This is a genomic window from Rhodovulum adriaticum (assembly GCF_004345735.1).
GTDB classification, from domain to species: domain Bacteria; phylum Pseudomonadota; class Alphaproteobacteria; order Rhodobacterales; family Rhodobacteraceae; genus Rhodovulum; species Rhodovulum adriaticum.
Genome location: NZ_SLXL01000011.1, coordinates 1 through 21,874 on the forward strand (window position 1 = coordinate 1; position 21,874 = coordinate 21,874).

21 protein-coding genes are annotated in these 21,874 nt (G+C 66.3%); 5 read left to right on the forward strand and 16 right to left on the reverse strand.

Annotated elements, in window-relative coordinates; genetic code table 11:
• Positions 1–169 precede the first annotated feature (169 nt).
• On the forward strand, positions 170–2,536 hold the full coding sequence (gene gghA / locus EV656_RS12805) for a glucosylglycerol hydrolase (protein WP_132604732.1): 2,367 nt from the start codon (positions 170–172) through the stop codon (positions 2,534–2,536).
• Positions 2,537–2,545: 9 nt separating this feature from the next.
• Here the strand turns inward: gghA and EV656_RS12810 are convergent, their stop codons facing one another.
• Together EV656_RS12810 and EV656_RS12815 are read right to left on the reverse strand one after the other, a co-directional pair.
• A complete protein-coding gene (locus EV656_RS12810) occupies positions 2,546–3,769 on the reverse strand; it encodes a glycosyltransferase family protein (RefSeq protein ID WP_132604734.1) in 1,224 nt (407 codons plus the stop codon).
• 18 nt (positions 3,770–3,787) lie between these two features.
• Entirely contained in the window at positions 3,788–4,567 is a 780-nt protein-coding gene (locus EV656_RS12815) for an HAD-IIB family hydrolase (RefSeq protein ID WP_132604736.1), read from the reverse strand.
• A gap of 121 nt (positions 4,568–4,688) precedes the next feature.
• Between EV656_RS12815 and EV656_RS12820 the strand changes: the two genes are divergently transcribed.
• From EV656_RS12820 to EV656_RS12835, 4 genes are all read left to right on the forward strand, one after another.
• Positions 4,689–5,396 carry an ABC transporter ATP-binding protein gene (locus EV656_RS12820; RefSeq protein WP_132604738.1) on the forward strand — a complete coding sequence of 236 codons (708 nt, stop codon included), beginning with the start codon at positions 4,689–4,691 and terminating at the stop codon, positions 5,394–5,396.
• 5 nt (positions 5,397–5,401) lie between these two features.
• The gene (locus EV656_RS12825; RefSeq protein ID WP_132604950.1) at positions 5,402–7,765 is read left to right on the forward strand and encodes an ABC transporter permease; all 2,364 of its coding nucleotides are present in this window, start codon (positions 5,402–5,404) and stop codon (positions 7,763–7,765) included.
• A gap of 3 nt (positions 7,766–7,768) precedes the next feature.
• Positions 7,769–8,989, forward strand: coding sequence for an efflux RND transporter periplasmic adaptor subunit (locus EV656_RS12830; protein WP_132604740.1), 1,221 nt, complete (start codon positions 7,769–7,771; stop codon positions 8,987–8,989).
• A gap of 130 nt (positions 8,990–9,119) precedes the next feature.
• The gene (locus EV656_RS12835) at positions 9,120–9,890 is read left to right on the forward strand and encodes a phosphoadenylyl-sulfate reductase (RefSeq protein WP_132604742.1); all 771 of its coding nucleotides are present in this window, start codon (positions 9,120–9,122) and stop codon (positions 9,888–9,890) included.
• Between the two features lie 12 nt (positions 9,891–9,902).
• On the opposite strand, the gene EV656_RS12840 is transcribed toward EV656_RS12835, so the two are convergent.
• The 14 genes from EV656_RS12840 to EV656_RS12900 all read right to left on the reverse strand — a co-directional run bounded on the left by EV656_RS12840 (position 9,903) and on the right by EV656_RS12900 (position 21,838).
• The gene (locus tag EV656_RS12840; protein ID WP_132604744.1) at positions 9,903–10,592 is read right to left on the reverse strand and encodes an ABC transporter ATP-binding protein; all 690 of its coding nucleotides are present in this window, start codon (positions 10,590–10,592) and stop codon (positions 9,903–9,905) included.
• Complete coding sequence (locus EV656_RS12845; protein ID WP_132604746.1) at positions 10,589–11,344, reverse strand: ABC transporter ATP-binding protein; 756 nt, start codon at positions 11,342–11,344, stop codon at positions 10,589–10,591. Before EV656_RS12845 ends, EV656_RS12840 begins: the two co-directional genes overlap by 4 nt.
• Entirely contained in the window at positions 11,337–12,320 is a 984-nt protein-coding gene (locus EV656_RS12850; protein WP_132604748.1) for a branched-chain amino acid ABC transporter permease, read from the reverse strand. Before EV656_RS12850 ends, EV656_RS12845 begins: the two co-directional genes overlap by 8 nt.
• A 2-nt stretch (positions 12,321–12,322) precedes the next feature.
• Entirely contained in the window at positions 12,323–13,231 is a 909-nt protein-coding gene (locus tag EV656_RS12855) for a branched-chain amino acid ABC transporter permease (RefSeq protein WP_425057183.1), read from the reverse strand.
• A gap of 60 nt (positions 13,232–13,291) precedes the next feature.
• On the reverse strand, positions 13,292–14,431 hold the full coding sequence (locus tag EV656_RS12860) for an ABC transporter substrate-binding protein (protein ID WP_132604752.1): 1,140 nt from the start codon (positions 14,429–14,431) through the stop codon (positions 13,292–13,294).
• A gap of 422 nt (positions 14,432–14,853) precedes the next feature.
• On the reverse strand, positions 14,854–15,300 hold the full coding sequence (locus EV656_RS12865) for a molybdenum cofactor biosynthesis protein MoaE (RefSeq protein ID WP_132604754.1): 447 nt from the start codon (positions 15,298–15,300) through the stop codon (positions 14,854–14,856).
• Positions 15,301–15,304: 4 nt separating this feature from the next.
• Positions 15,305–15,553, reverse strand: a complete 249-nt coding sequence (gene moaD, locus EV656_RS12870; RefSeq protein WP_132604756.1) for a molybdopterin converting factor subunit 1 — start codon at positions 15,551–15,553, stop codon at positions 15,305–15,307.
• Positions 15,550–16,116, reverse strand: a complete 567-nt coding sequence (pgsA, locus tag EV656_RS12875) for a CDP-diacylglycerol--glycerol-3-phosphate 3-phosphatidyltransferase (RefSeq protein WP_132604758.1) — start codon at positions 16,114–16,116, stop codon at positions 15,550–15,552. The genes moaD and pgsA overlap by 4 nt, the downstream gene beginning before the upstream one ends.
• 42 nt (positions 16,117–16,158) lie before the next feature.
• Positions 16,159–16,926 carry a DUF429 domain-containing protein gene (locus EV656_RS12880; RefSeq protein WP_132604760.1) on the reverse strand — a complete coding sequence of 256 codons (768 nt, stop codon included), beginning with the start codon at positions 16,924–16,926 and terminating at the stop codon, positions 16,159–16,161.
• Between the two features lie 3 nt (positions 16,927–16,929).
• Positions 16,930–18,804 (reverse strand): excinuclease ABC subunit UvrC, encoded by a 1,875-nt coding sequence (gene uvrC, locus EV656_RS12885; RefSeq protein WP_132604762.1) that lies wholly within the window; start codon positions 18,802–18,804, stop codon positions 16,930–16,932.
• Between the two features lie 290 nt (positions 18,805–19,094).
• Complete coding sequence (locus tag EV656_RS12890) at positions 19,095–19,877, reverse strand: SDR family oxidoreductase (protein ID WP_132604764.1); 783 nt, start codon at positions 19,875–19,877, stop codon at positions 19,095–19,097.
• A complete protein-coding gene (locus EV656_RS12895; RefSeq protein WP_132604766.1) occupies positions 19,874–20,848 on the reverse strand; it encodes a calcium/sodium antiporter in 975 nt (324 codons plus the stop codon). The genes EV656_RS12890 and EV656_RS12895 overlap by 4 nt, the downstream gene beginning before the upstream one ends.
• Before the next feature lie 6 nt (positions 20,849–20,854).
• The gene (locus tag EV656_RS16595) at positions 20,855–21,031 is read right to left on the reverse strand and encodes a hypothetical protein (protein WP_165919008.1); all 177 of its coding nucleotides are present in this window, start codon (positions 21,029–21,031) and stop codon (positions 20,855–20,857) included.
• A 3-nt stretch (positions 21,032–21,034) separates the two neighbouring features.
• On the reverse strand, positions 21,035–21,838 hold the full coding sequence (locus EV656_RS12900) for a S49 family peptidase (protein WP_132604768.1): 804 nt from the start codon (positions 21,836–21,838) through the stop codon (positions 21,035–21,037).
• Positions 21,839–21,874 lie beyond the last annotated feature (36 nt).

Here is a 21,874-nt window from a genome sequence, read left to right on the forward strand (position 1 = left end):
GGCGGCACCAACCGCGGCAACATGGGGGGTGTCAACGCAACACAATCCCCCCATCAAGGCCAACCCGCATCCGCCAAAATCAATCTGCCGCCGCTTTCAACCCTGTTCCTGGTCCCGCAGACCTGATCGCCGCCGCGCCTGCTGTACGCGCGCCCCGGAAGGAAAACCGATGACATTGCACGACAGTATCGCCTTTGTCGAAGATGCCGCCCGCGCCGAGGCCGATGCCGCCCATGACGCGCTGATGACCGCGGAAACCAGTTTCGATGGGGAACGCGCAATCGCGCGCCGTCTGGGCGCGCGCGTTCAGGGGGACATGGCGGTTTTCGGGTTCTGGACGCCGGAACTGCTGGATGCCCGTGTCCCCTCGGGTGACATCTTTCTGGAAATCCTGCGCCCGGTAGAGCCGCTGGATTTGACGCGGGCGCATCAGACCATGCAGTTCCAGCGGGCCTGGGTGCCGGTAATCCGGCAAGAGGCGCATTGCTTTACCGCCGTGACCGGCCTGCGGGCAGGCAACCGCGAGCGGATCGGCGATTTCTACGCCCTGGCCTGGCGCGATGCCGAGGATCGCTGGCACCGGGTGCTGGACCCGCTGGCGATGTCGCTGCCCTTTGGCGCGATGGCCCCGGCAGAGCTGTATGATGTCGCGGCCATGCAGGCCGCGCGCGGCGACAGGGCCTATTTCCAGGCGCTGAAGGGGGCGGCCCCCCACAAGTTCGGGCCGCCGGTGAACATCCTGCAAATCCATGTTTCCACGGCCACCGCCGGGGGCACGCTGGCCAGTCTGACCCGGCATTATCAGCGCCTGGCCGAACGGGTGGCGCGCGACCTGCCGCTGGAACCCGCGGACCAGTTGTTCCTGGGCTATGAGGCGGTGCAATTGCTGCCCGTGGAACCCACCACCGTTTACGAGGCCGGGCCAGAGTTCTGGGAGGAAACCGAGGGCGACAGTGACAGCCTGACGGTGTCCCTGTTGCGGCCCGATACCACGAACTGGGGCTATGACGTGGTGATTTCCGGCATGTCCACGGTGAACCCCGTGCTGCTGGAAACCGGCCGCCCGGACGAGTTGGTGGACCTGGCCGAGGTTCTGCACAATTTCCCCGGCAAGCCCAAGCAACTGATCCTGGACGTGGTGTTCGGCCATGCGGACAATCAGGGCCTGCGGGCGCTGAACGGGCATTTCTTTGCCGGGCCGAACATGTACGGTCAGAACCTCGACTATCAGAACCCGGCAGTGCGGGCGATCCTGCTGGAAATGCAGCGGCGCAAGGTGGATTTCGGCGCCGACGGCGTGCGCGTGGACGGGGCGCAGGATTTCAAGCTGTGGGATGCCGCGGCCCAGAAAATGCGCCACGACGACGCCTATCTGCAATCCATGGCCGATATCGTGCAGGACGTGGCGGGCACCGAATACCGGCCCTGGTTCATCTTCGAGGATGGCCGCCCCTGGCCCGAGGAGGATTGGGAACTGTCCTCGACCTATCGCTCTGTCATCGACAGCCAGCGGGACGGGGACGTGTTCCAGTGGGGGCCGCTGACCTTTGCCCATAATACGCCGTTTCTGTACACCTTCTGGCTGTCCAAATACTGGCGCATTCAGGAAATGGTCGCGACCGGCGCGAACTGGATTTCAGGCACCTCGAACCACGATACGCTGCGCCGCGGAACCCAGGTGAACCCCAAGCTGAACGTGAATACCCGGCTGGGCCGGACGCGGATGGAGATTCTGGACAAGGCCTATGACAACCCCGCCGTCCATGTGCTGACCTATGTCGCCATGCCCGGTGTGCCCATGGATTTCCTGAACGCCATGGCGCGGGCCAGTTGGGGGTTCATCCGCAACCAGGACGACCGCTATGGCGTCAAGGTCGTGGCCGAAGAGGCGATCAGCCTGAAATGGCAGGTAGATGAATACAGCTATTCGGTGCCGGGCAGCTTTCGCCGGCTCAAGGAGCTGGGCTTTGAAACGCGCGAGGAACTGGCCCGTTTCATGGAATTCCTGCCCGCCCTGGTAGAGGTGACGGAATACAATCTGGAAGAGATCGCGCGGCTTTTGAACGCCTCGGAACCGCCGCTGGCCGGGCCGGAATTCAGCGTTGCCACGCTGAAGGAAATCGCGCGGGCGTGGATGGACGACATGCACGAATACTGCAACATCGCCAATTCCCTGCCGTCGCTGGATGCCGATCAGGCCGCCTTTTGCCTGGAGTTGCGCAATTTCCGCCGGGCACGCCCATGGCTGCGCGACAATTACGGCCCGTCCGACCGTTTCGGGTATCTGCAACCGATCCGGGGGCGCACCGTGTTCACCTCTCTGCGTCACGGGCCGGGCGGTGAGCAGGTGTTTGCCGTGGCCCATATGGAGGGCAAACAGACCGAGGAGATCGACCCCCTGACCCTGCCCGTTCCGGGGGTGCAGGGGACCGGCTGGCGGCTGGCGCTGCGCACGCCCTCGATCGGGGCGGATTACATGGGCGGGCCGATCACGCTGAAGGATTCGATGGCGCTGGTCTATGTGCGCGGGGGCTGAGGCACAGCCCTACGCCCGGTAATCGGCCATGTCCGCCGCCACCGCCGACAGCATGTTGGCCATCAGCATCGGGTCGGCGGCGTGCACGCGGCTCCAGGTCGGGATGAAAGGCGTTTCCGCCGGGCTGTCGAGGAAGACCTGCCCGGCCTCCATGATGTTGTGGGCGAACAGCTCGATCGTCATTTCCTCGGCATGCCGGTCCAGGCTGAGGCCGTTGAACTTGGCGTCGTTGTAATAGCTTTCCAGCGCGTCAAGGGCGATCCGGTAATAGGTGGCCTTCAGGGTGCGGAACACCTCTTCGTTGAAGACGGTGCCATCGGCGGCCAGCTTGCGGAACATCGACTTGCAGATGTCGATGGACATCCGCGACAGGCCCTTGGCCGCGTCGTCGGCCGAGACAGGCTGATGCTTGTGGTCGTAGATATCGGCGATTTCCACCTGGCAGACCGATTTCGGCGCCAGGTTGCGCCAGGCCTCGGACAATACCCCGATTTCCAGCCCCCAGTCCGAGGGGATGCGCAGATCGGGCAGCGGCGTGGTGCGCATCGCGAATTCGCCCGACAGCGGGTAGCGGAAGGAGCGCAGGTAATCCAGGTAGTCGCGGTCGCCGATCACCTTTTTCAGGGCGATCAGAACCGGGCTGACCAGCAGGCGGCTGACGCGTCCGTTCAGCTTGCCCTCGCCGATGCGGGGGTAGAACCCCTTGGCCAGCTGATAGGGGAAGTCGGGATTGGTCACCGGGTAAACCAGGCGGGCCAGCATCTCGCGCTGGTAGGTCAGGATATCGCAATCGTGCAGCGCCACCACGGCACTGTCCTTGCAGGCCATGATATAGCCCATGCAGAACCACACGTTGCGCCCCTTGCCCTGTTCGCCCGGCGTCAGGCCCAGGGCGTCCAGCCGGCTGTGGATTTCGCGCATTCGCGGGCTGTCGTTCCAGATCACGACATGGTTCTGCGGCAGCCGGTCGAAGAATTCCAGCGCGTGCCGGTACTGGTCCGCATCCGCGCGGTCCAGTCCGATCACGATGCGGTGCAGGTAGGGGACATTGGCCAGTTCGTTCAGGATGTTGGGCAGCGCTTCGCCCTCCAGCTCTGAAAACAGCGAGGGCAGGATCAGGCTGATCTTGCGGCTCTGGGTGAAGGTCATCAACTCGCGCTCAAGCGCTTGCAGCGTGGTCGAGCGCAGGTTGTGCATCGTCGCCACGTTGCCGTTCTGGTGAAAATCCGCCACGTGACCGTCCCCGCTATGTCAAAAGCCGTATTCAGTGATAACCCGTTCAACCGCCGCGTTCCAACCCTTCGGGCCGGGTGCGTCGATCCGCTGGATATGGCCCTGCGCCTCGCCCGACAGGGGGGGCAGGGGCGGGTGCGCGGGGTTCGCGATGACGAAACCCAGATCGGCCTGTTCCAGCATCTCGGCGTCGTTGGGCGCATCCCCCAGGGCCACCACAAAGGGCGTGCGGTGGCGCGCGGCGATATCGGCCATGCGCCCGGCCTTGGTGCCCCCAAAGGACAGCGTCAGGAACCGCCCGCCCGCGCGCGCGGTGACGCCGTGTTCGCGCAGCGCCGCGACAAAGGCGGCCTGCCCGTCCGCATCGCCCGACCAGATGCCGGGCTCGGAATGGTGGCGCCTGGCGGCCAGCGCGGCCTGCGCCGGGGGCAGGCCGGTGCGGCGGGCGATCTCGGCCACATCCCAGTCGCCGAAGCCCTGGTATTGGGCGCGCAGATCCGTCGGCACGCGGTCCAACGTGGCGCGCAATTCGTCATAGCGGCCGCCGCTCTCTGGCGCCTCGGCCCCCGGTTCCAGGATGCCGGCGCCGTTTTCCACGATGGCCGGGTGCGCGGCAAAGCCCAGTTCGGCCCGCAGCGGCGCGATTTCGGCCGCGGTTTTCGAAGAGGCCAGGATCACCGGAACCCCGGTGCGCCGCAATTGATCCAGTGCGGGTTCAGCCGCGGCGTAGGAATAGGTGTCGTGATCCAGCAAGGTGCCGTCGAGGTCGGTAAAGATCAGCAGTGCAGGGCGGGGCATCGTCGTCTCTGGTCGTCCATCTTGCCGCCAGATTAGGCAGTTTTCGCCAAAGTGCCAGCCCGTAGCGTTCCCCTTGCCCCGCCGCCGCAGCAATGCCTTACTGGCTGTCGAGGGGGGCGCAATGGACCGGCCGATCTTTCGCACCGAATCCGTGACCAAGGTCTACGATACCGGGGGCGCCAAGGTGCATGCGCTGGCGGGCGTGGACCTGGAACTGTTCGGCGGCGAGTTGGCGGTGCTGCTGGGGCCGTCGGGGTCGGGCAAATCCACCCTGTTGAACATTCTGGGCGGGCTGGATCACGCGACAACGGGCCACGTCTGGTTCCGCGAGCTTGAGCTGACCGCGCTGCGGGACCGGGGTCTGACGCGCTATCGCCGCGATCACGTCGGGTTCGTGTTCCAGTTCTACAACCTTGTCGCCAGCCTGACCGCGCGCGAGAATGTGCAACTGGTCACCGATGTCGCCCGCGACCCGATGCCCCCCGCGCAGGCACTGGATCTGGTCGGCCTGTCCCACCGTCTGGATCATTTCCCGGCCGAGATGTCGGGCGGCGAACAGCAGCGCGTGGCGATTGCCCGCGCGATCGCCAAGCGGCCAGAGGTGTTGCTGTGCGACGAACCCACCGGCGCGCTGGACAGCAAGACCGGCGTGCAGGTCCTTGAGGCGCTGAAGGACATCAACGACCGCTTTGGCACAACGACCGTGGTCATCACCCACAACGCCGCGATCCGAAAGATGGCGCATCGGGTCGTGCGATTCCATGACGGGCGCATCACCGGGGTAGAGATCAACGAAACCCGCCTTGCCCCGCACGAAATAACGTGGTGAGCGCGATGCAGGCGCTGGACAAGAAGCTGTTGCGCGATTTTCGCAGGCTGTGGGCACAGGCGCTGGCCATCGCGCTGGTGCTGGCCTGCGGGGTGGCGATCTTTCTGACCTCGTTCGGGATGTATCGCGCGTTGCAGGATACGCGCGCGGCCTATTACGAACGCAACCGTTTCGCCGATGTCTTTGCCGAAACCCGCCGCGCGCCCGATACCCTGACGCGCGAGATTGCGGCGATCCCCGGCGTGGCCGGGGTCGAGGCGCGGGTCACCGGCTCGGTCATTCTGGACATACCGGGGCGGGTGGAAACGGCTGTGGGCCAAGTGATTTCCCTGCCCGACGCGGGGCTGCCGCCGCTGAACCGCCCCCTGCTGCGCGCAGGCCGCCTGCCCGATCCGGCCAGCACCACGCAGGTCGCGGTGAACGAACCCTTCGCCAAGGCACATGGCTTTGGCCCCGGCGACAGTTTCGCGGCCACGATCAACGGGCAAAAGCGGCAATTGACCATCACCGGCACGCTGCTGTCGCCCGAGTTCATCTATACCATCGGTCCGGGCCAGTTGATGCCCGACAACGAGGGGTACGGCATCCTGTGGATGCCCGAACGCGCGGTGGCCGCGGCCTTTGACATGACGGGGGCGTTCAATTCCGTCAGCCTGAAACTGACGCGCGGCACCAGCCGGGACGAGGTGATCGACCGGCTGGACGATCTGCTGGACCCCTATGGCGGGCTTGGCGCCTATGGGCGGGACATCCAGCTGTCCAACAGTTTCATAGACGCGGAAATCGCCTCGCTCAAAAGTACCGCTGCCGTGCTGCCGCCGGTCTTTTTCGGTATATCGGCCTTTCTGGTGAATATGGTTCTGGGGCGTATCATCGCGCTGGAACGCGCCCAGATCGGGCTGATGAAGGCCGTTGGCTATACCGACCGCGAGGTCGCCGCCCATTACCTGATGCTGGCGGGGCTGGTCGGTCTGGCGGGTATCGGTATCGGATGGGCGGTGGGCAGTTGGCTGTCCCACGCGCTGGCCGTCCTTTATGCCGATTTCTTCGACTTTCCCTACCTGATCTATCGGGTCTCTTACGATGTCTATGTCATCTCGGCCGTCATCGCGCTGTCTGCGGCGGGGCTGGGGGCGGTGCGCGCGGCGCTGGCGGCGACGCGTCTGTCGCCCGCCGTGGCCATGGCGCCCGCCGCCCCGCCACGGTTTTCCCGCGGGCTGTTCGACCGGATGCTGGCCGCGCTGCGCCTGCCGCAACCGGCGATGATGGTGCTGCGCGGTATCCTGCGCTGGCCGGTGCGGTCCGGGCTGACGGTGCTGGGGCTGGCGCTGGCGGTGGCGGTGATGATGGCCGCGACCTTCACCGACGATTCGATGGACGAGATCATCGACGGCTTCTTCTACCAGTCGAACCGGCAGGATGCGCTGCTGCTGTTTTCGCAAGATCAACCCGCCAGCGTTCTGGAAGAGGTGCGCCGCCTGCCCGGCGTGCTGGCGGTGGAGGGGCACCTGTACCTGGCCGCCGAACTGCGCAACGGCCACCTGTCGAAACAAACCCCGATCGAGGCCCGCCGTCCCGACAGCGACCTGTCGCGTGCCGTCGATGCCGCGGGGCGCGTGGTTGTGCCCCCCCCCGGCGGGTTGATCCTTTCCGAACGGCTGGCCGCAGAGCTGGGCCTGCGCCCCGGCGACATGGTGGAAGCCGAGTTCCTGGGAACCAAGCGCGAAACCCACATGCTGCCTGTGTCGGGGCTGGCGGTGCAATACCTGGGGCTTGGGGCCTACATGGATTACGACAGCGCCAACCGGATGTTCCGGCAGGCGCCACAGGTCAGCACCGCCTCTGTCCTGATCGACCCCGCGCAAGAGGACGCGTTGCATGCCCGGCTGAAGGATCTGCCGGGGCTGGCGGGCACGATCATGCTGACCGATTCACGCCGCGCGTTCGAGGAAACCCTGGCCGAGAACGTACTGATCATGATGACCGTCTATGCGGTGATCGCGGTGCTGATTACCGTGGGCGTGGCCTATAACGGGGCGCGGGTGCAGCTGTCGGAACGCGCGCGGGAACTGGCCAGCCTGCGCATTCTGGGGTTCAGCCGGGCCGAGGTTTCCGCCATCCTGATCGGCGAGACGATGCTGCTGGCCGTGCTGGCCCAGCCAGTGGGCTGGCTGGTGGGCTGGGGGCTGGCGCTGGCGATCACGGCGGGGTTTTCCTCGGATCTTTACGCGGTGCCGCTGGTGTTGCGCCCGGCCTGTTTCGCCCAGGCCAGTCTGGTGGTGCTGGGGGCCAGCCTGGGTGCGGTGCTGCTGGTGCGCCGGCGGCTGGACCGCCTGGACCTTGTCGCGGTGATGAAGACGCGGGAGTAAGCGATGAACCTGTCTGCGCGCAACCTGATCGTCGGGGGGCTGTTGGCGGCCCTGGTGGGCGGCCTTTTCTACACCACACTGCGCAACCCGCCGGTGCCGGTGGATCTGCATGTCGTGGAACGCGGGCCGATGCAGGTCACGGTGAACGCCGATGGCAAGACCCGCATCCGCGACATCTATGAGGTGGCCGCGCCGATCACCGGTACCGCGCGCCGCTCGCCCGTGCAGGTGGGCGACCCGGTGGTCGCGGGGCAAACCGTGGTCGCGGTGGTCGAACCCGCCGCGCCCGCCCTGTTGGACAGCCGCGCCCGCCGCGAGGCCGAGGCCGCCGTGCGCGAGGCCGAGGCCGCCCGCCACCTGGCCGAAAGCGAGCTGCGCAAGGCGCGCGAGGATCTGGCCTATGCCCAAAGCCAGTTCGACCGGGTACAGGCGCTGGTGCAGCGGGGGGTGTCGTCGGTCACCACGCTGGAGGATTCCACCCAGCAACTGGCCATCGCCAAGGCGGCGCGCGACGCGGCGGCATCGGGTCTGGACATGGCCGAAAGCTCGCTGGAGCGCACCCGCGCGGTGCTGATCCCGCCGGAAGAGGACGCGCCCGGATCGCTGAACGGGGAATGCTGCGTGCGGCTGCACGCGCCCATCGACGGCACCGTGCTGGAGGTGGACATGATTTCCGAACGCCCGGTTCTCAGCGGTGCGCGGCTGCTGTCCATCGGGCGGCGCGACAACCTGGAAATCGTGGCGGACCTATTGTCGGCCGATGCGGTGCGCCTGCCCGCGGGCGCGCGGGCAACGGTCGACCGCTGGGGCGGCGAGGGTGTCCTGCAGGCCCGGCTGCGCAAGGTCGAACCCGTGGCACGCACCAAGGTCTCTGCCCTGGGGATCGAGGAACAGCGCGTCGATGCCCTGTTCGACATCCTGACCCCGCCCGAGGCGCGCGCCGGGCTGGGCGAGGGGTTCTATGTCTTTCTGCGCATCGTCGAATGGGAGGACACGGACGCGCTGCGCGTGCCGTTGTCGGCGCTGTTCCGCCGCGACGGGGGCTGGGCCGTCTTTACCGTGCAGGACGGGACCGCGCGGCTGACCCCGCTCCGGATCGGGCGGCGCGGGGAAACCGTCGCGCAGGTGCTGGACGGGCTGGCCCCCGGCGTGCGGGTCATTACCCATCCCTCTGACGCGGTGGCGGACGGGGTGGCGGTGTTGGATCGCGCGTCGCTGGAATAGGCGGCCAAGTCACATCTGCATGACAGGCGTTTGACAGTTCCGCATCCAGGCACCGCGCCCCGTCGCCGCGCGGCTGCGCGTCTCAGGATGAAGTGTTTTCCTGACTAGTGGACTATGGTATTCCCCCGTCATGCGAGACGACACCCGATATCGCGACGCCAGCCGTTCCGACTGGCCCATCGGCGGCAGCGACGCGCTGCTGGAGGCATTGCAGGCCGATTACCTGCCTGACCTCGGCCATGTGGACATGGGCGGGCTGTTGACCGACCCTCGGCTGGGGCGCGTGGCGCTGGTTTCCTCTTTCGGGGCGGAAAGCGCGGTTCTGCTGCATTACGTCACCCGGGTCTTTCCCGATATCCCGGTGCTGTTCATCGATACCGGCTGCCATTTCCCCGAAACGCTGGCCTATCGCGACGATCTGGCCGCGCGGTTGAACCTGAACCTGGTCAATCTGCGCCCCGACGCAGCCCTGATCGCCGAGGAAGACCCGACAGGCGACCTGCCGCGCCGCGATCCGAACATGTGCTGCACCCTGCGCAAGACCTTTCCGCTGGCCGATGCGCTGGAGGGGTATGAAACCTGGATTTCCGGGCGCAAGCGGTATCAGGGGCAGACCCGCGCGGCCCTGCCCGCGCTGGAACGCGATGGCACCCATATCAAGGTCAATCCGCTGGTCTTTTGGTCGCCCCAAGAGATTTCCGAGTATTTCAAGCTGCATGACCTGCCGCGCCACCCGTTGGTGGACCGGGGCTATGTCTCGATCGGGTGCGCGCCCTGCACCCGCCCGGTGAAACAGGGCGAGGACATCCGCGCCGGTCGCTGGGCCGACAACCCCGACAAGACCGAATGCGGCATCCACCTAGGCCCGGACGGGCGGTTCGTGCGCGGGCGCGGTCGCTAGGCGGCGCTGCCCCTATACCCCCAGGTAACGGTCGGCCAGTTCCTGCGTCATGGCGACCATCGGGCAGGTCCAGGCGGTGCGGCCCTTTTCCAGGATCACCGCGCGGTCGGCGACGTGGGACAGTTCCTTCAGCGATTTGTCGACCACCAGGATCGCCAGCCCGGTTTCGGCCTTCAGCCGCCGGATCGCCGCCCAGATTTCCGCGCGGATCAGGGGGGCCAGACCCTCTGTCGCCTCGTCCAGGATCAGCAGGCGCGGGTTGGTCATCAGCGCGCGCCCGATCACCAGCATCTGTTGTTCGCCCCCCGACAACAAGCCTGCGCGCTGCGCCCGCCGTTCGCCCAGCCGGGGAAACAGCGCCGTGACGCGCGCCATGTCCCAATGGCCCGGCCGGGCTGCGGCGATCAGGTTTTCCTCGACCGTGAGGGGGGCAAAGGCGCGCCGCCCCTCGGGCACCAGCCCCAGCCCCAGCCGTGCGGCGCGGTGGGGCGGCAGCCCGGCAAGGGATTTGCCCGCGAACCGGATCGTGCCGTCGCGATGGGGCAGCAGGCGGGTCAGGCAGCGGATCGTCGTCGTCTTGCCCATACCGTTGCGCCCCATCAGGGCGACGACCTCGCCCTCGGCCACGTTCAGATCGACGCCGAACAGCGCCTGGCTGTGCCCGTAAAAGGCGGTGATGCCATCAATGGCAAGCAGGGTCATTCCAGACGCTCCTCGCCCAGATAGGCGGTCTGAACCTCGGGGTTGGCGCGGATCTGGGCCACGGTTCCGCTGGCAATGATCCGGCCGGAAACCAGAACGCTGATCCGGTCGGCCAGCCGGAACACCGCGTCCATGTCATGTTCGACCAGCAGGATCGGCGCCTCATGGCGCAATTCGTCCAGCAGGGTCGTCATCTCGCGCGCGCCGTCCGGCCCCATGCCCGCCATCGGTTCGTCCAGCACAAAGGCGCGGGGGGCCTGGGCCAGCGCCATCGCCAGTTCCAGCCGCCGCCGTTCGCCATGGGCCAGATCGCCCGCGGGCACGGTGCGCCGGGCGGTCAGCCCCACCCGGTCGATCTGGGTCATGGCGGCGCCTGTCAGCGCGCGATCCGACAGCGCGCGCCGGAACAAGCGAAAGCTGCCCCCCCGCGCGCCCTGCACGGCCAAGGCCACGTTCTGCAATACGCTCAGACCCGGGGCCACGGCAGAGACCTGAAAGCTGCGCGCCAGCCCCGCCTGCGCGCGGGCGGCCACATCCTGCGCGGTCACGTCCCGCCCGTTCAGCAGAACCTGCCCCGCATCCGGCGCCAGATTGCCCGCGATCAGCCCGATCAAGGTGGATTTGCCCGCCCCGTTCGGCCCGATCAGGGCGTGGATTTCGCCGGGGCACAGGGTCAGGGACACGTCGTCGGTGGCCTTCAGCGCGCCGAAGGAAAGATGCAGGTTTCGAACCTCCAGCACCGGATCAGTCATGGGGCACCTCACGCCCGGCCAGCGTGCCGATCAGCCCGCCACGCGCGAAAAGCACAATGCCCAGCAGGATAAGCCCAAGGAAAAGCTGCCAGTATTCGCTGATCCCCCCCAGGAAATGTTCGAGAAGTATAAACAGCGCGGCACCGGCCACGGGACCGAACAAGCGGCCCACGCCGCCCAGGATCACCAGAACCATGATTTCGCCCGAGGTGTGCCAGCTAAGCATTGAGGGGGAAACGAAGCGGTTGAGATCGGCATAAAGCGCGCCCGCCAGCGCCGTCACCGCGCCCGACAGGACGAAGGCGGCAAGTTTCAGCCGGTAGGGACGGATGCCAAGCGCTGCCACCCGCGCGGGCGCCTGTCGCGCCCCGGCCAGCGCCAGCCCGAAGGGCGATCCGCCCAGCCGATGCGCCAGCCACAGGGCCGCCAACAGCACCGCATAGGCGAGGGCAAAGAAGTGCAGCGGGTCCAGCGTGTTCAGCCCCGGAAAGCCATTGCGCACATAGATCGCGATGCCGTCCTCGCCGCCATAGGCGGGCCAGGAAATCGCGAAGTAGTAAAGCATCTGGCCGAAGGCCAGCGTGATCATGATGAAATAGACCCCGCTGGTCCGCAGGCTCAGCGCGCCGATGGCCAGTGCCCCGACCGCCCCCGCGACCACCGCGCCCAGCCAGATCAGCGGCATCGACTTGGTCCCGGCCAGTTCAATGGGCCAGGTCATCAGCGGCTCATACGCCTGCACGGGGGTGGCCAGGACGGCCATCATGTAGCCGCCGATCCCGAAAAACGCCGCGTGGCCCAGCGACACCATCCCGCCCAGGCCCAGGGCGATGTTCAGCCCCACGCCGGCCAGCGCCAGGATCGCGACCTTGGTGGCCAGGGTGATGGCAAAGGGTTCGTCCAGCGCCTGGGCGGCCAGCGGCACCGCCAGCAGCGCCAGCGCGATTACTAGGTTCAACAGGGTTTCGCGCCGCATGCTCAGGCCCGCCCAAACAGGCCACCGGGCCGGATCACCAGCACGCCCGCCATCAGGATATAGATCAGCATCGAGGCCAGCGCCGCGCCGATTGACGTGGCCTCGGACGGGGGCAGAAAGGTGCCGAAGGCGACAGGCAGCAGGAACCGGCCCAGCGTGTCGGTCAGGCCCACCAGGATCGCGCCGACCAACGCCCCCTTGATCGAGCCGATCCCGCCGATCACGATCACAACGAAGGCCAGGATCAGTACCGGTTCCCCCATGCCCACCTGCACCGATTGCAACGCGCCGACCAGCGCACCGGCCAGCCCCGCCAGCGCCGCGCCAAGGGCAAAGACGATGGTGTAAAGACGCGAGATATCGACGCCTAGGGCCGCGATCATTTCCCGGTCCGCCTCGCCCGCGCGTATGCGCACGCCCAGCCGGGTCGCCCCGATCAGCCAGAACAGCCCCGCCGCCACCGCCAGCCCGATGCCGATCAGCACCAGCCGGTACAGCGGATACTCGATCCCGCCGGGCAGGGTGATCGGCCCGGCCAGCGCGGCGGGGATGTCCAGATACAGGGGGAACGACCCGAACAGCCAGCGCGTGCCCTCGGAAAACACCAGGATCAGCGCAAAGGTTGCCAACACCTGATCCAGATGATCGCGCGCGTAAAGGCGCCGGATCACCGTCAGTTCCACAATGGCGCCCGCCGCTGCCGCCGCGGCCAGGCTGGCCGCCAGCCCCAGCCAGAAATTGCCCGTGACCGCCGCCACACCCGCGCAGGCAAAGGCGCCGACCATGTAAAGCGACCCGTGCGCCAGGTTGATCAGCCCCATCACGCCAAAGACCAGCGTCAGCCCCGCGGCCATCAGGAACAGCATCACGCCGTATTGCAGGCCGTTCAGGGCCTGCTCGATCAAGAGCATGGCGGACAAGGGGAACTCCTAAGGTTGCGCGGGCGGGTCAGGGCCGCCCGCGCATTGGGCTTACATCTTGCACTCGCCCTCATAGGCGTTGCCGCGATCCTCCATCGCGGTGCCCACGATGCGGTTGGTCAGGATGTCACCGTCGCGCACCACCTCGCGCACATAAAGATCCTGCACCGGGTGGTTGCTGGGGCCAAAGGCGAAATCGCCACGGACCGAGTCGAAATCGGCGGCCTTCAGCGCCGCGCGGAAGGCGTCGGGATCGCTGATATCGGCCGTGCCCATCGCCGACAGCAGCAGGTTCGCCGTGTCATAGCCGTAAGAGGCATAGACCGAGGGCAGGCGGCCATATTCGGCGCTGAACGCCTGAACAAAGGCGGCGTTGGCGGCGTTGTCCAGATCGGGCGACCAGTTGGCCCCGTTCAGCACGCCCACGGCTGAGTCGCCCATAGCCTGGATGATCGACTGGTCAAAGGAAAATGCCGGGCCGATCAGCGGCAGGCCGACGCCGGAATCGGCATATTGCTTGACGAAGGAAATCCCCATGCCGCCGGGCAGGAAGATGAACACGCCATCCGCGCCCGAGGCCCGGATTTGTGCGATCTCGCCCGCGTAATCGGTCTGACCCAGCTTGGTATAGACCTCGCCCACGACCTCGCCCTCATAGAAGCGTTTAAACCCGGTCAGCGAATCCTTCCCGGCCGGATAGTTGGGGGCCATGATGAACGCCTTGGTGATGCCGGCGGTGGCGGCATAGGCGCCTGCGGCCTCGTGCAAATTGTCGTTCTGGTAACTGACCGAGAAATAGTTGGGGTTGCACCCCTTGCCCGCCAGCGCCGAGGGCGCGGCGTTGGTGGACAGGTAGAACTTGCCCTGGGCGGTGGCGGCGGGCACCACGGCCATGGCCAGGTTGGACCACACGATGCCCGTCAGAACGTCGACCTTTTCGGATTGGATCAGCTTGTCGGCCAGTTGCACGGCAACGTCCGGTTTGCGCTGGTCGTCCTCGATCACCACCGTCAGGTCGGGGTTGGCGGCCTGCTGCACCGCCAGCATGAACCCGTCGCGGGTGTCGATCCCAAGGCTGGCGCCGCCGCCCGACAGCGTGGTGATCATGCCGACCTTGATCGGCTCTGCCAGTGCGGCCCCGGCCGTCACCAGCGCCGCCGCCGCGGCCAGAAGGGTTTTCGTCGCGTTCATCGTCTCACTCCCCAGCGTTGCTGTTCGTGCCGCCCACCCGGACGGGGTGCGCGGGTATGCTATGCCGCGCATGCGGCGGGTCGCAAGCGGGGAGTGGGGTGGGCCGCTAAGTGAGCCGGTTAAGGCGGGCTTTGTGCGTCATCGGGCAAAGGCGCAGAGGGCCGCGCCCGACCCCGGGTGGGCGCGTCGCACGAGTTGGGCCGCTTGATTTATCGTGCCAAGACCCTCCGGGCGTCCCGCGGCTTGCGGCGTTGCAATCGCGCCCTCCCGGGGGAGGGTCGGGCGCGGCCCGGGCTGGTCGCCCGAGCGGGACAGTCTGGCGGCGCTGCGCCAGGGTTGGATTCCACATCGCGCAGACGGACTGGCATTTTCGCCCGATCCCAAGGTCGGACGCGGCCCTTCTCAAGCCGATCGAATGGATGCTAGTCGCCGTCCCAGCGGCCCAACGCCGCCTCGTCCGCGTCCTTGGCGGCGACCCAGCCCGCGCCCCCCTCGCGGTATTCTTTCTTCCAGAAGGGGGCGCGGGATTTCAGATAGTCCATCAGAAATTCCGCCGCGGCAAAGGCGTCGGCGCGGTGGCGGGCGGCTGTGGCGACCATCATGATCGCCTCGCCCGGCACCATGGGGCCGTGCCGATGGATCACTAGGCAATCGGCAAGCGACCAGCGGTCCATCGCCTCGCGCGCGATCTGTTCCAGCGCGCGTTCGGTCATGCCGGGGTAATGCTCGATCTCCATCCGTGTCAGGCTGTCATCGCCCCGCACCACGCCGGTAAAGGTGACGATGGCCCCGGCCTGGGTGTGCCCCTGGGCAAAGGCCCCGGCCTCTGCGCCGAAATCAAAGGGGGCGGCTTGCACGCGGATGTCCAACGCGTCAGCCCCCGGTCATGGGCGGAAAGAATGCCACCTCGCGCGCGCCGTCCAGCGGGGCGTCGAAATCGGTCAGGTCCTGGTCCACGGCAACGCGCAGGGCCGAGAGATCGGAAAACGCCAGCGCATAACGGTCCTCGCGGGCCTTCAGTTCCTCGACCAGCTCGGCCACGGTGGCGGCCTCGGTCTCGATCCGCTCTTTCGGCAGGCCGATCCGTTCGCGCACCCAGGCGAAGTAGAGCACGTCGATCATGTGGCCTTCTCCTCGCGCAGGTAGGGCCAGGCCTTGATGAAGTAATCGGCCCCGGTGATCAGTGTCAGCACCGCCGCCACGGCCAGCAGCCCGCTGCCCAGCATCGCCACGGTGGCCGAGGCCACCAGCCCCTGCGCCAGCAGCACGGTCAGCGCCACCATCTGAACGGTGGTTTTCCACTTGGCCAGTTTCGTGACCTTCAGCTTGCCAGCCTCGGCCCCCAGGAATTCCCGCAGCCCCGAAACGAACACCTCACGGAACACGATCACCCCGGCGGACAGGGCCAGCACCGGGTTGAACCCGATCTGCGCGACCACCGCGACCAGCGCGATCAGCACCATGGCCTTGTCCGCGATGGGGTCTACCATCGCGCCGAACCGGCTGGTCTGGTTGAATTTGCGCGCGATATAGCCGTCCACCCAGTCGGTGGCCGAGGCGCCGACAAACACGGCCAGCGCGACCGCATGCGCCGTGGTCCCGTCCCAGATGACGTAGATCAGCGGGAACAGCAGCGCCAGGATCAGCCGCGCGACCGACAGGATATTGGGGATTGTCCATCTCATGGGCGACAACCTATCGGTTCAGCCTGCGCGGGAAAAGGGCGCTTATCTCGGTTCGGGTAGCCAAATCGCGGCCCTATCGTCACCGTATGGCCTTGCCCGATCATCCAAAATGGCGATACCCACCAACACGCAAATGATTGCGTCGAGCTTATCCTCGAACGCCTTCCACTCCTTGTTTTGCGCAGTCGTCTCGGGTAACGAAAGCTGTGTTTTGACACCTTTAATCTGGTCGGATAAGCCATCTAAAACTCTCATCCAGATTTCCCGCAACCGTGCTTTGCGTTCCGGTGGCGTAAGATTTGGCCAATATCTGTTTTTTCTCTCGAATTTATAAGGCAGGCGCTCCGCTTCTCCCAGAAGCTCAATGAGAGCCGGATGTGGATAGGTCTCGACGAGCCGCCCTTCGCTATGCACGGTTCGCAAATTGTAGTGGATATCAGCAAAACCACTTCGCATCACGTCCGAGATTTGCCCGGGCCTGACGGTGGAGGGCGTGTGGGTCGAAGCCTTGCGCGCACCGTAAACACGGCTGACGGCATTGTCCGCCGCGCGCCGTCCCGTAATGCGATCAAGCGATAGGGGCATGTCCACCATAACGAGATCAGGTTCCTCCCCCGAAATCTCCTTTGAGCGTTCGATCAAAGGTCTTGGAAGCGGATTTCCAAGTTCCTCTTGGGTGTCCAGAAAGGCGCTATAGGAAGGCTCTAGCGCGATTAACTGCCACTCTGAGTGCTCCCGCACCGCTAGCGCCACACCGCTTGGGTTGGTGTCCGTCCAAGCGGCATCAATTCCAAGTACTACCTCAACCATCGTTCACACCTCGGTATGAAAAAAGTCATGAATCTTCTGTGCTAGGCTGTCGGAAATGCCGTCCACGGCCTTCAGGTCCGCCAGCCCGGCGCGGGACACCGCCTTGGCGCTGCCGAAATGGGTCAGCAGGGCGCGCTTGCGGGTGGCGCCGACGCCGGGGATTTCGTCCAGCGGTGTGGCGCCCACGGCCTTGGCCCGTTTCGCGCGGTGGGTGCCGATGGCAAAGCGGTGCGCCTCGTCCCGCAGGCGCTGGATGAAATAGAGGACGGGGTCGTTGTGGCGCAGGGCAAAGGGACGCTGGCCGGGGCGGTGGAATTCCTCCTTCCCCGCGTCGCGGTCGATGCCCTTGGCAACGCCCACGATGGGGATGTCCCGCACGCCCAGATCGCCCATGATCTGCACCACGGCCGACACCTGCCCCGCGCCGCCGTCGATCAGCAGCAGGTCCGGCCATGTCTCGCCCTGGCGGTCCGGGTCTTCCTTCAGTAGGCGCTTGAACCGGCGGGTCAGCACCTCTTTCATCATGCCGAAATCGTCGCCCGGCGTCAGGTCGTCGCCCCGGATGTTGAACTTGCGGTACTGGCTTTTGACGAACCCCTCGGGGCCGGCCACCACCATCGCGCCCACCGCGTTGGTGCCCTGGATGTGGGAGTTGTCGTAGATTTCCACGCGCTGCGGCGGCGCCTCCAGCCCAAATGCCTCGGCCAGCCCTTTCAGCAATTTGCCCTGCGCGGCACTCTCGGCCATCTTGCGGCCCAGGCTTTCCTTGGCATTGCGCAGGGCGCCGGCGACCAGTTCCGTCTTTTCGCCCCGCTGGGGGAAGGCGATGTCCACCTTGCGGCCCGCGCGTTCTGACAGGGCCTGGGCCATCAACTCCCGATCCTCGATGTCGTGGGACAGCAGGATCAGGCGGGGCGGTTCCTTGTTCTCGTAGAACTGGCCCAGGAAACCCTGCAGCACCTCCTCTGGCCCCGCGCCCGCGCCGGTTTTCGGGTAATAGTCGCGGTTGCCCCAGTTCTGGTTGGCGCGGATGAAGAAGACCTGCACGCAGGCCTGCCCGCCCTCCATATGCAGGGCGACGATATCGGCCTCGGCCACGCCGCGCGGGTTGATGCCCTGCACCGATTGCACCTGGGTCAGCGCCCGGATGCGGTCGCGCAGGGCGGCGGCGCGTTCGAATTCCAGCGCCTCGCTGGCCGCCTCCATCTCGGTGGCCAGGGCCTCTTGCACGCCGGTGGACTTGCCCTGCAGGAAGCGTTCGGCATCGCGCACGGCGGCGGCATAGTCGGCCTGGGAAATCCGGCCCACGCAGGGGCCGCTGCACCGCTTGATCTGGTACAGCAGGCAGGGCCGGGTGCGGCTGTCGAACATGGAGTCCGAGCAGTTGCGCAGCAGGAACACCTTTTGCAACTGGTTCAGCGTCCGGTTCACCGCGCCCGCGCTGGCAAACGGGCCGAAATAGGCGCCCTTGCGGGTCTTGGCGCCGCGATGCTTGGTGATCTGGGGAAAGGCGTGATCCCGGGTAATCAGGATGTTCGGAAAGCTTTTGTCGTCGCGCAGCAGCACGTTGTAGCGCGGCTTGAGCTGCTTGATCAGGTTCTGTTCCAGCAGCAGCGCCTCGGTTTCCGTGCGCGTGGTCAGGAACATCATCGAGGCGGTTTCGGAAATCATCCGCGCGATGCGCGGCGAATGACCCGAGGGCTTGGCGTAGTTCGCCACCCGCTTTTTCAGGCTTTTGGCCTTGCCGACGTACAGAACCCGGCTTTCGGCATCCAGCATCCGGTAGACACCTGGCGAATTGTCCAGCGTCGCCAGGTAGGACTGGATGCAGGCGTGGCCCGTGGGACGGTCCGAAGTGGGGGCGGTCGGGTCGCTCATCGTTGGGGGTGGTCCATGATTCCGGCCTTGGCTGCAACACTGCCCGGGCAGGGCGCAAGTGAAAACCTGTCCACGAAATCTGTGGATAAAGCTGCGAATAACCTGCGGGCAGGTGGAATTTTCCTTTGAATCCCGATGCCTTCATCGGTTTGCTTAAAAAATAGGCGATAATGCAAGGTGCTGATTTTAAATGATAAATTTCGGGACTTTTGCAAGCGCATGAAAATCTTAAAGAATTTCTAACGGTTTTGCGACGAACTGGCCGGCGGTGGACAACTCGGGCCTGCGGCCTACTCCACCCCCAGAACGTCCGGGGTCTGCCAGCCAAGGTGCTGTCCACCATCCACGGCGATCATCTGGCCGGTGACGGCAGGTGCCGACAGCAGGTAGTCCAGCGCGGCGCAGATGTCCTGCGGGTGGGCGCCGCGGCCCAGAACGGTGGCCGCGCGCTGGCGGGCGAAATGGTCGGGCGACTGGCGCCCGCCGCGCAGGGTGGGGCCGGGGCCGATGGCGTTCACGCGGATGCCCGGCGCCAGCGCCTGCGCCGCGGTGCGGGTAAAGGCCCACAGCCCCATCTTGGCGATGGTGTAGGTCATGAACTCGGGCGTTGGCTTGAATACGCGCTGGTCGATCATGTTGACCACCAGGCCGGTCGCGATCGGTTCGCCGTTTTCATCGGTCACAGCACCGGGGGCCTGCGCGGCAAAGGCCTGCGTCAGCACGAAGGGCGCGCGCAGGTTCGATCCGATATGCCGGTCCCAGCTTTCCTGCGTGGCGGTCTGGATCGTGTCGTATTCAAAGATCGAGGCGTTGTTGACCAGTACGTTCAGTGGCCCGCCCAGGGCCTGCGTGGCGCGGGGGATCAGCGTTTCGGTCTGGTCCTCGTCCAGCAGGTCGGCGCCCAGGGCCACGGCATTGCGGCCCATCGCCTGCATCTCTGCGACGACCTCTTCGGCGTCGGCGGCGCCGCTGGCATAATGGACGGCCACGTCATACCCGCGGCTGCCCAGGTGCAACGCCATCGTCCGGCCCAGCCGCCGTGCACCCCCGGTGACCAGTGCGCGCCCCGTCATATCAGCAACACCCCCAAATAGCCCGCGTACCCAAGCAGAAAGGCCGTTCCCCAGGCCCGATTCAGCGGCCAGCGCAGGAACACGAAGGGCGCCAGCAGGGCCGAGGTGCCCAGCATCACCCACAGGTCCAGGCGCAGCATCTCGGGCGGCAGCGGGATCGTGCCCACAAGGCTGGCCACGCCCACGATGGCCAGCAGGTTGAACATGTTGGACCCGATCACGTTGCCCAGGGCCACGTCCGCCTGGCGGCGCATCGCGGCCATGACCGTGGTCGCCAGTTCCGGCAGCGACGTGCCGACAGCCACCAGCGTCAGCCCGATGACGGTTTCCGAAACGCCCAGGTCGCGCGCGATACTGGTGGAGCTGTCCACCAGCAGGTCGGCCCCCAGCGGCAGGCCGATCAGCCCCAGCAGCAGGAACATGGCGATCTTGAACCAGGACAGACTGGGATCGACGCCTTCCAGGTCTTCCAGCAGCTCTTCTTCCTCGGCTTCGGCCTCGGCTGCGACGGTTTCCCGGCGATGCTTGCGCGCGGCGCGGAACGCGTCGAACAGGATCAGTGACAGCGCGGCCAGCAGCACCGCCCCGTGCATCCAGGTGATCGGCCCGATCATGCACAGCGCGATGAACAGCAGGCTGGCCCCGATCATCATCAGGTAGGTGCGCCGCGTGTCGCATTCATCGGTGCGCAGGCCGGTCATCAGCGCCGGAACCCCCAGCACCAGCAGCACGTTGGCGATGTTCGAGCCGACGACATTGCCCATGGCGATGCCCGGCGCGTCGTCCAGCACCGCCTGTACCGCGATCAGCATTTCCGGCGCCGAGGTGCCGAAGGCCACGATCGTCAGGCTGACGATCAGTGCCGGCACGCCCAGGCGCAGGGACATGTTGACCGCCCCTTTCACCAGGCTGTCCCCGGCGAACAAAAGCAGCGCCAAGCCCAGAGCGGCAGTCAGCAGGTCGCTTGTCATCGACGGTCAGTCCTTTCCGCAGGGGCAGGGGCCCCGGCCGATGCGATGGCGCCCGCAATGGGGGCATTTCGCCGGGCGGCGGGTCAGGGCGGCGGGCCGCCGGGGTTTGGGCAGGCGCAACCGGCCGAACATGGCCAGCACGGCCATCGCGATCAGGAACAGGGTGACGATTTTGACGATCATCGCTCAGAACCCATATCGCGCCCACAGCGCGCGGTGTTCCACCTCATCGGCCATCGCGCCGATCACCTGCCCGCCCAGCCGGGAAAACAGGCCCCGGCGGGGGCCATGCAGGGAAAACCGCGTGTCATCGCCCAGGCGGGTCTTCATCGTGGGCACAAGGTGGCCGATCCCGTCGATCAGGCCCAGGTCCACCGCCTGTTGCCCGGTCCAGACATCGCCGGTGAACAGGTCGGTGTCGGGTTTCAGCCGGTCACCCCGGCGGGCGCGGACATGGGCCTTGAACGCCTCGTGGATGGGGGTCTGCAATTCCATCAGGCGATCCACGTCCTCGGCCTTTTCGGGCTGGAACGGGTCCATGAAGCTTTTGCTTTCGCCGGCGGTATGCACCCGGCGTTCCACCCCGTAGCGGCCCAAAAGCTCGTGAAAACCGAAACTGGCGTAGATCACCCCGATCGAGCCCACCAGCGAGGCCGTGTCGGCGTGGATGTCATCGGCCGCGCAGGCCAGCCAGTACCCGCCCGAGGCGGCCACATCCTCGACAAACGCGGTGACGGGGGTTTCGGTTTCCTCGGCCAGGCGGCGGATGCGGGCGGCGATCAGCGCGCTTTGCACCGGCGATCCGCCGGGCGAGTTGATCGACAGCGCCACCGCGTCCGGCTTGCCTTTGCGAAAGGCGCGTTCGATCACCGGGGCAAGGCCTGCGTCCGACAGGCCCGATCCGGCGCGGGCATTGGCGGCGATCGCGCCCGACAGGCGGATCACCGCAACATGGGGCGGCGATTTCACGAAGGGGAGCCAGCGTTTCATGGGATCGCATGTAGAGTGCCCGGACCGGGCGAACAA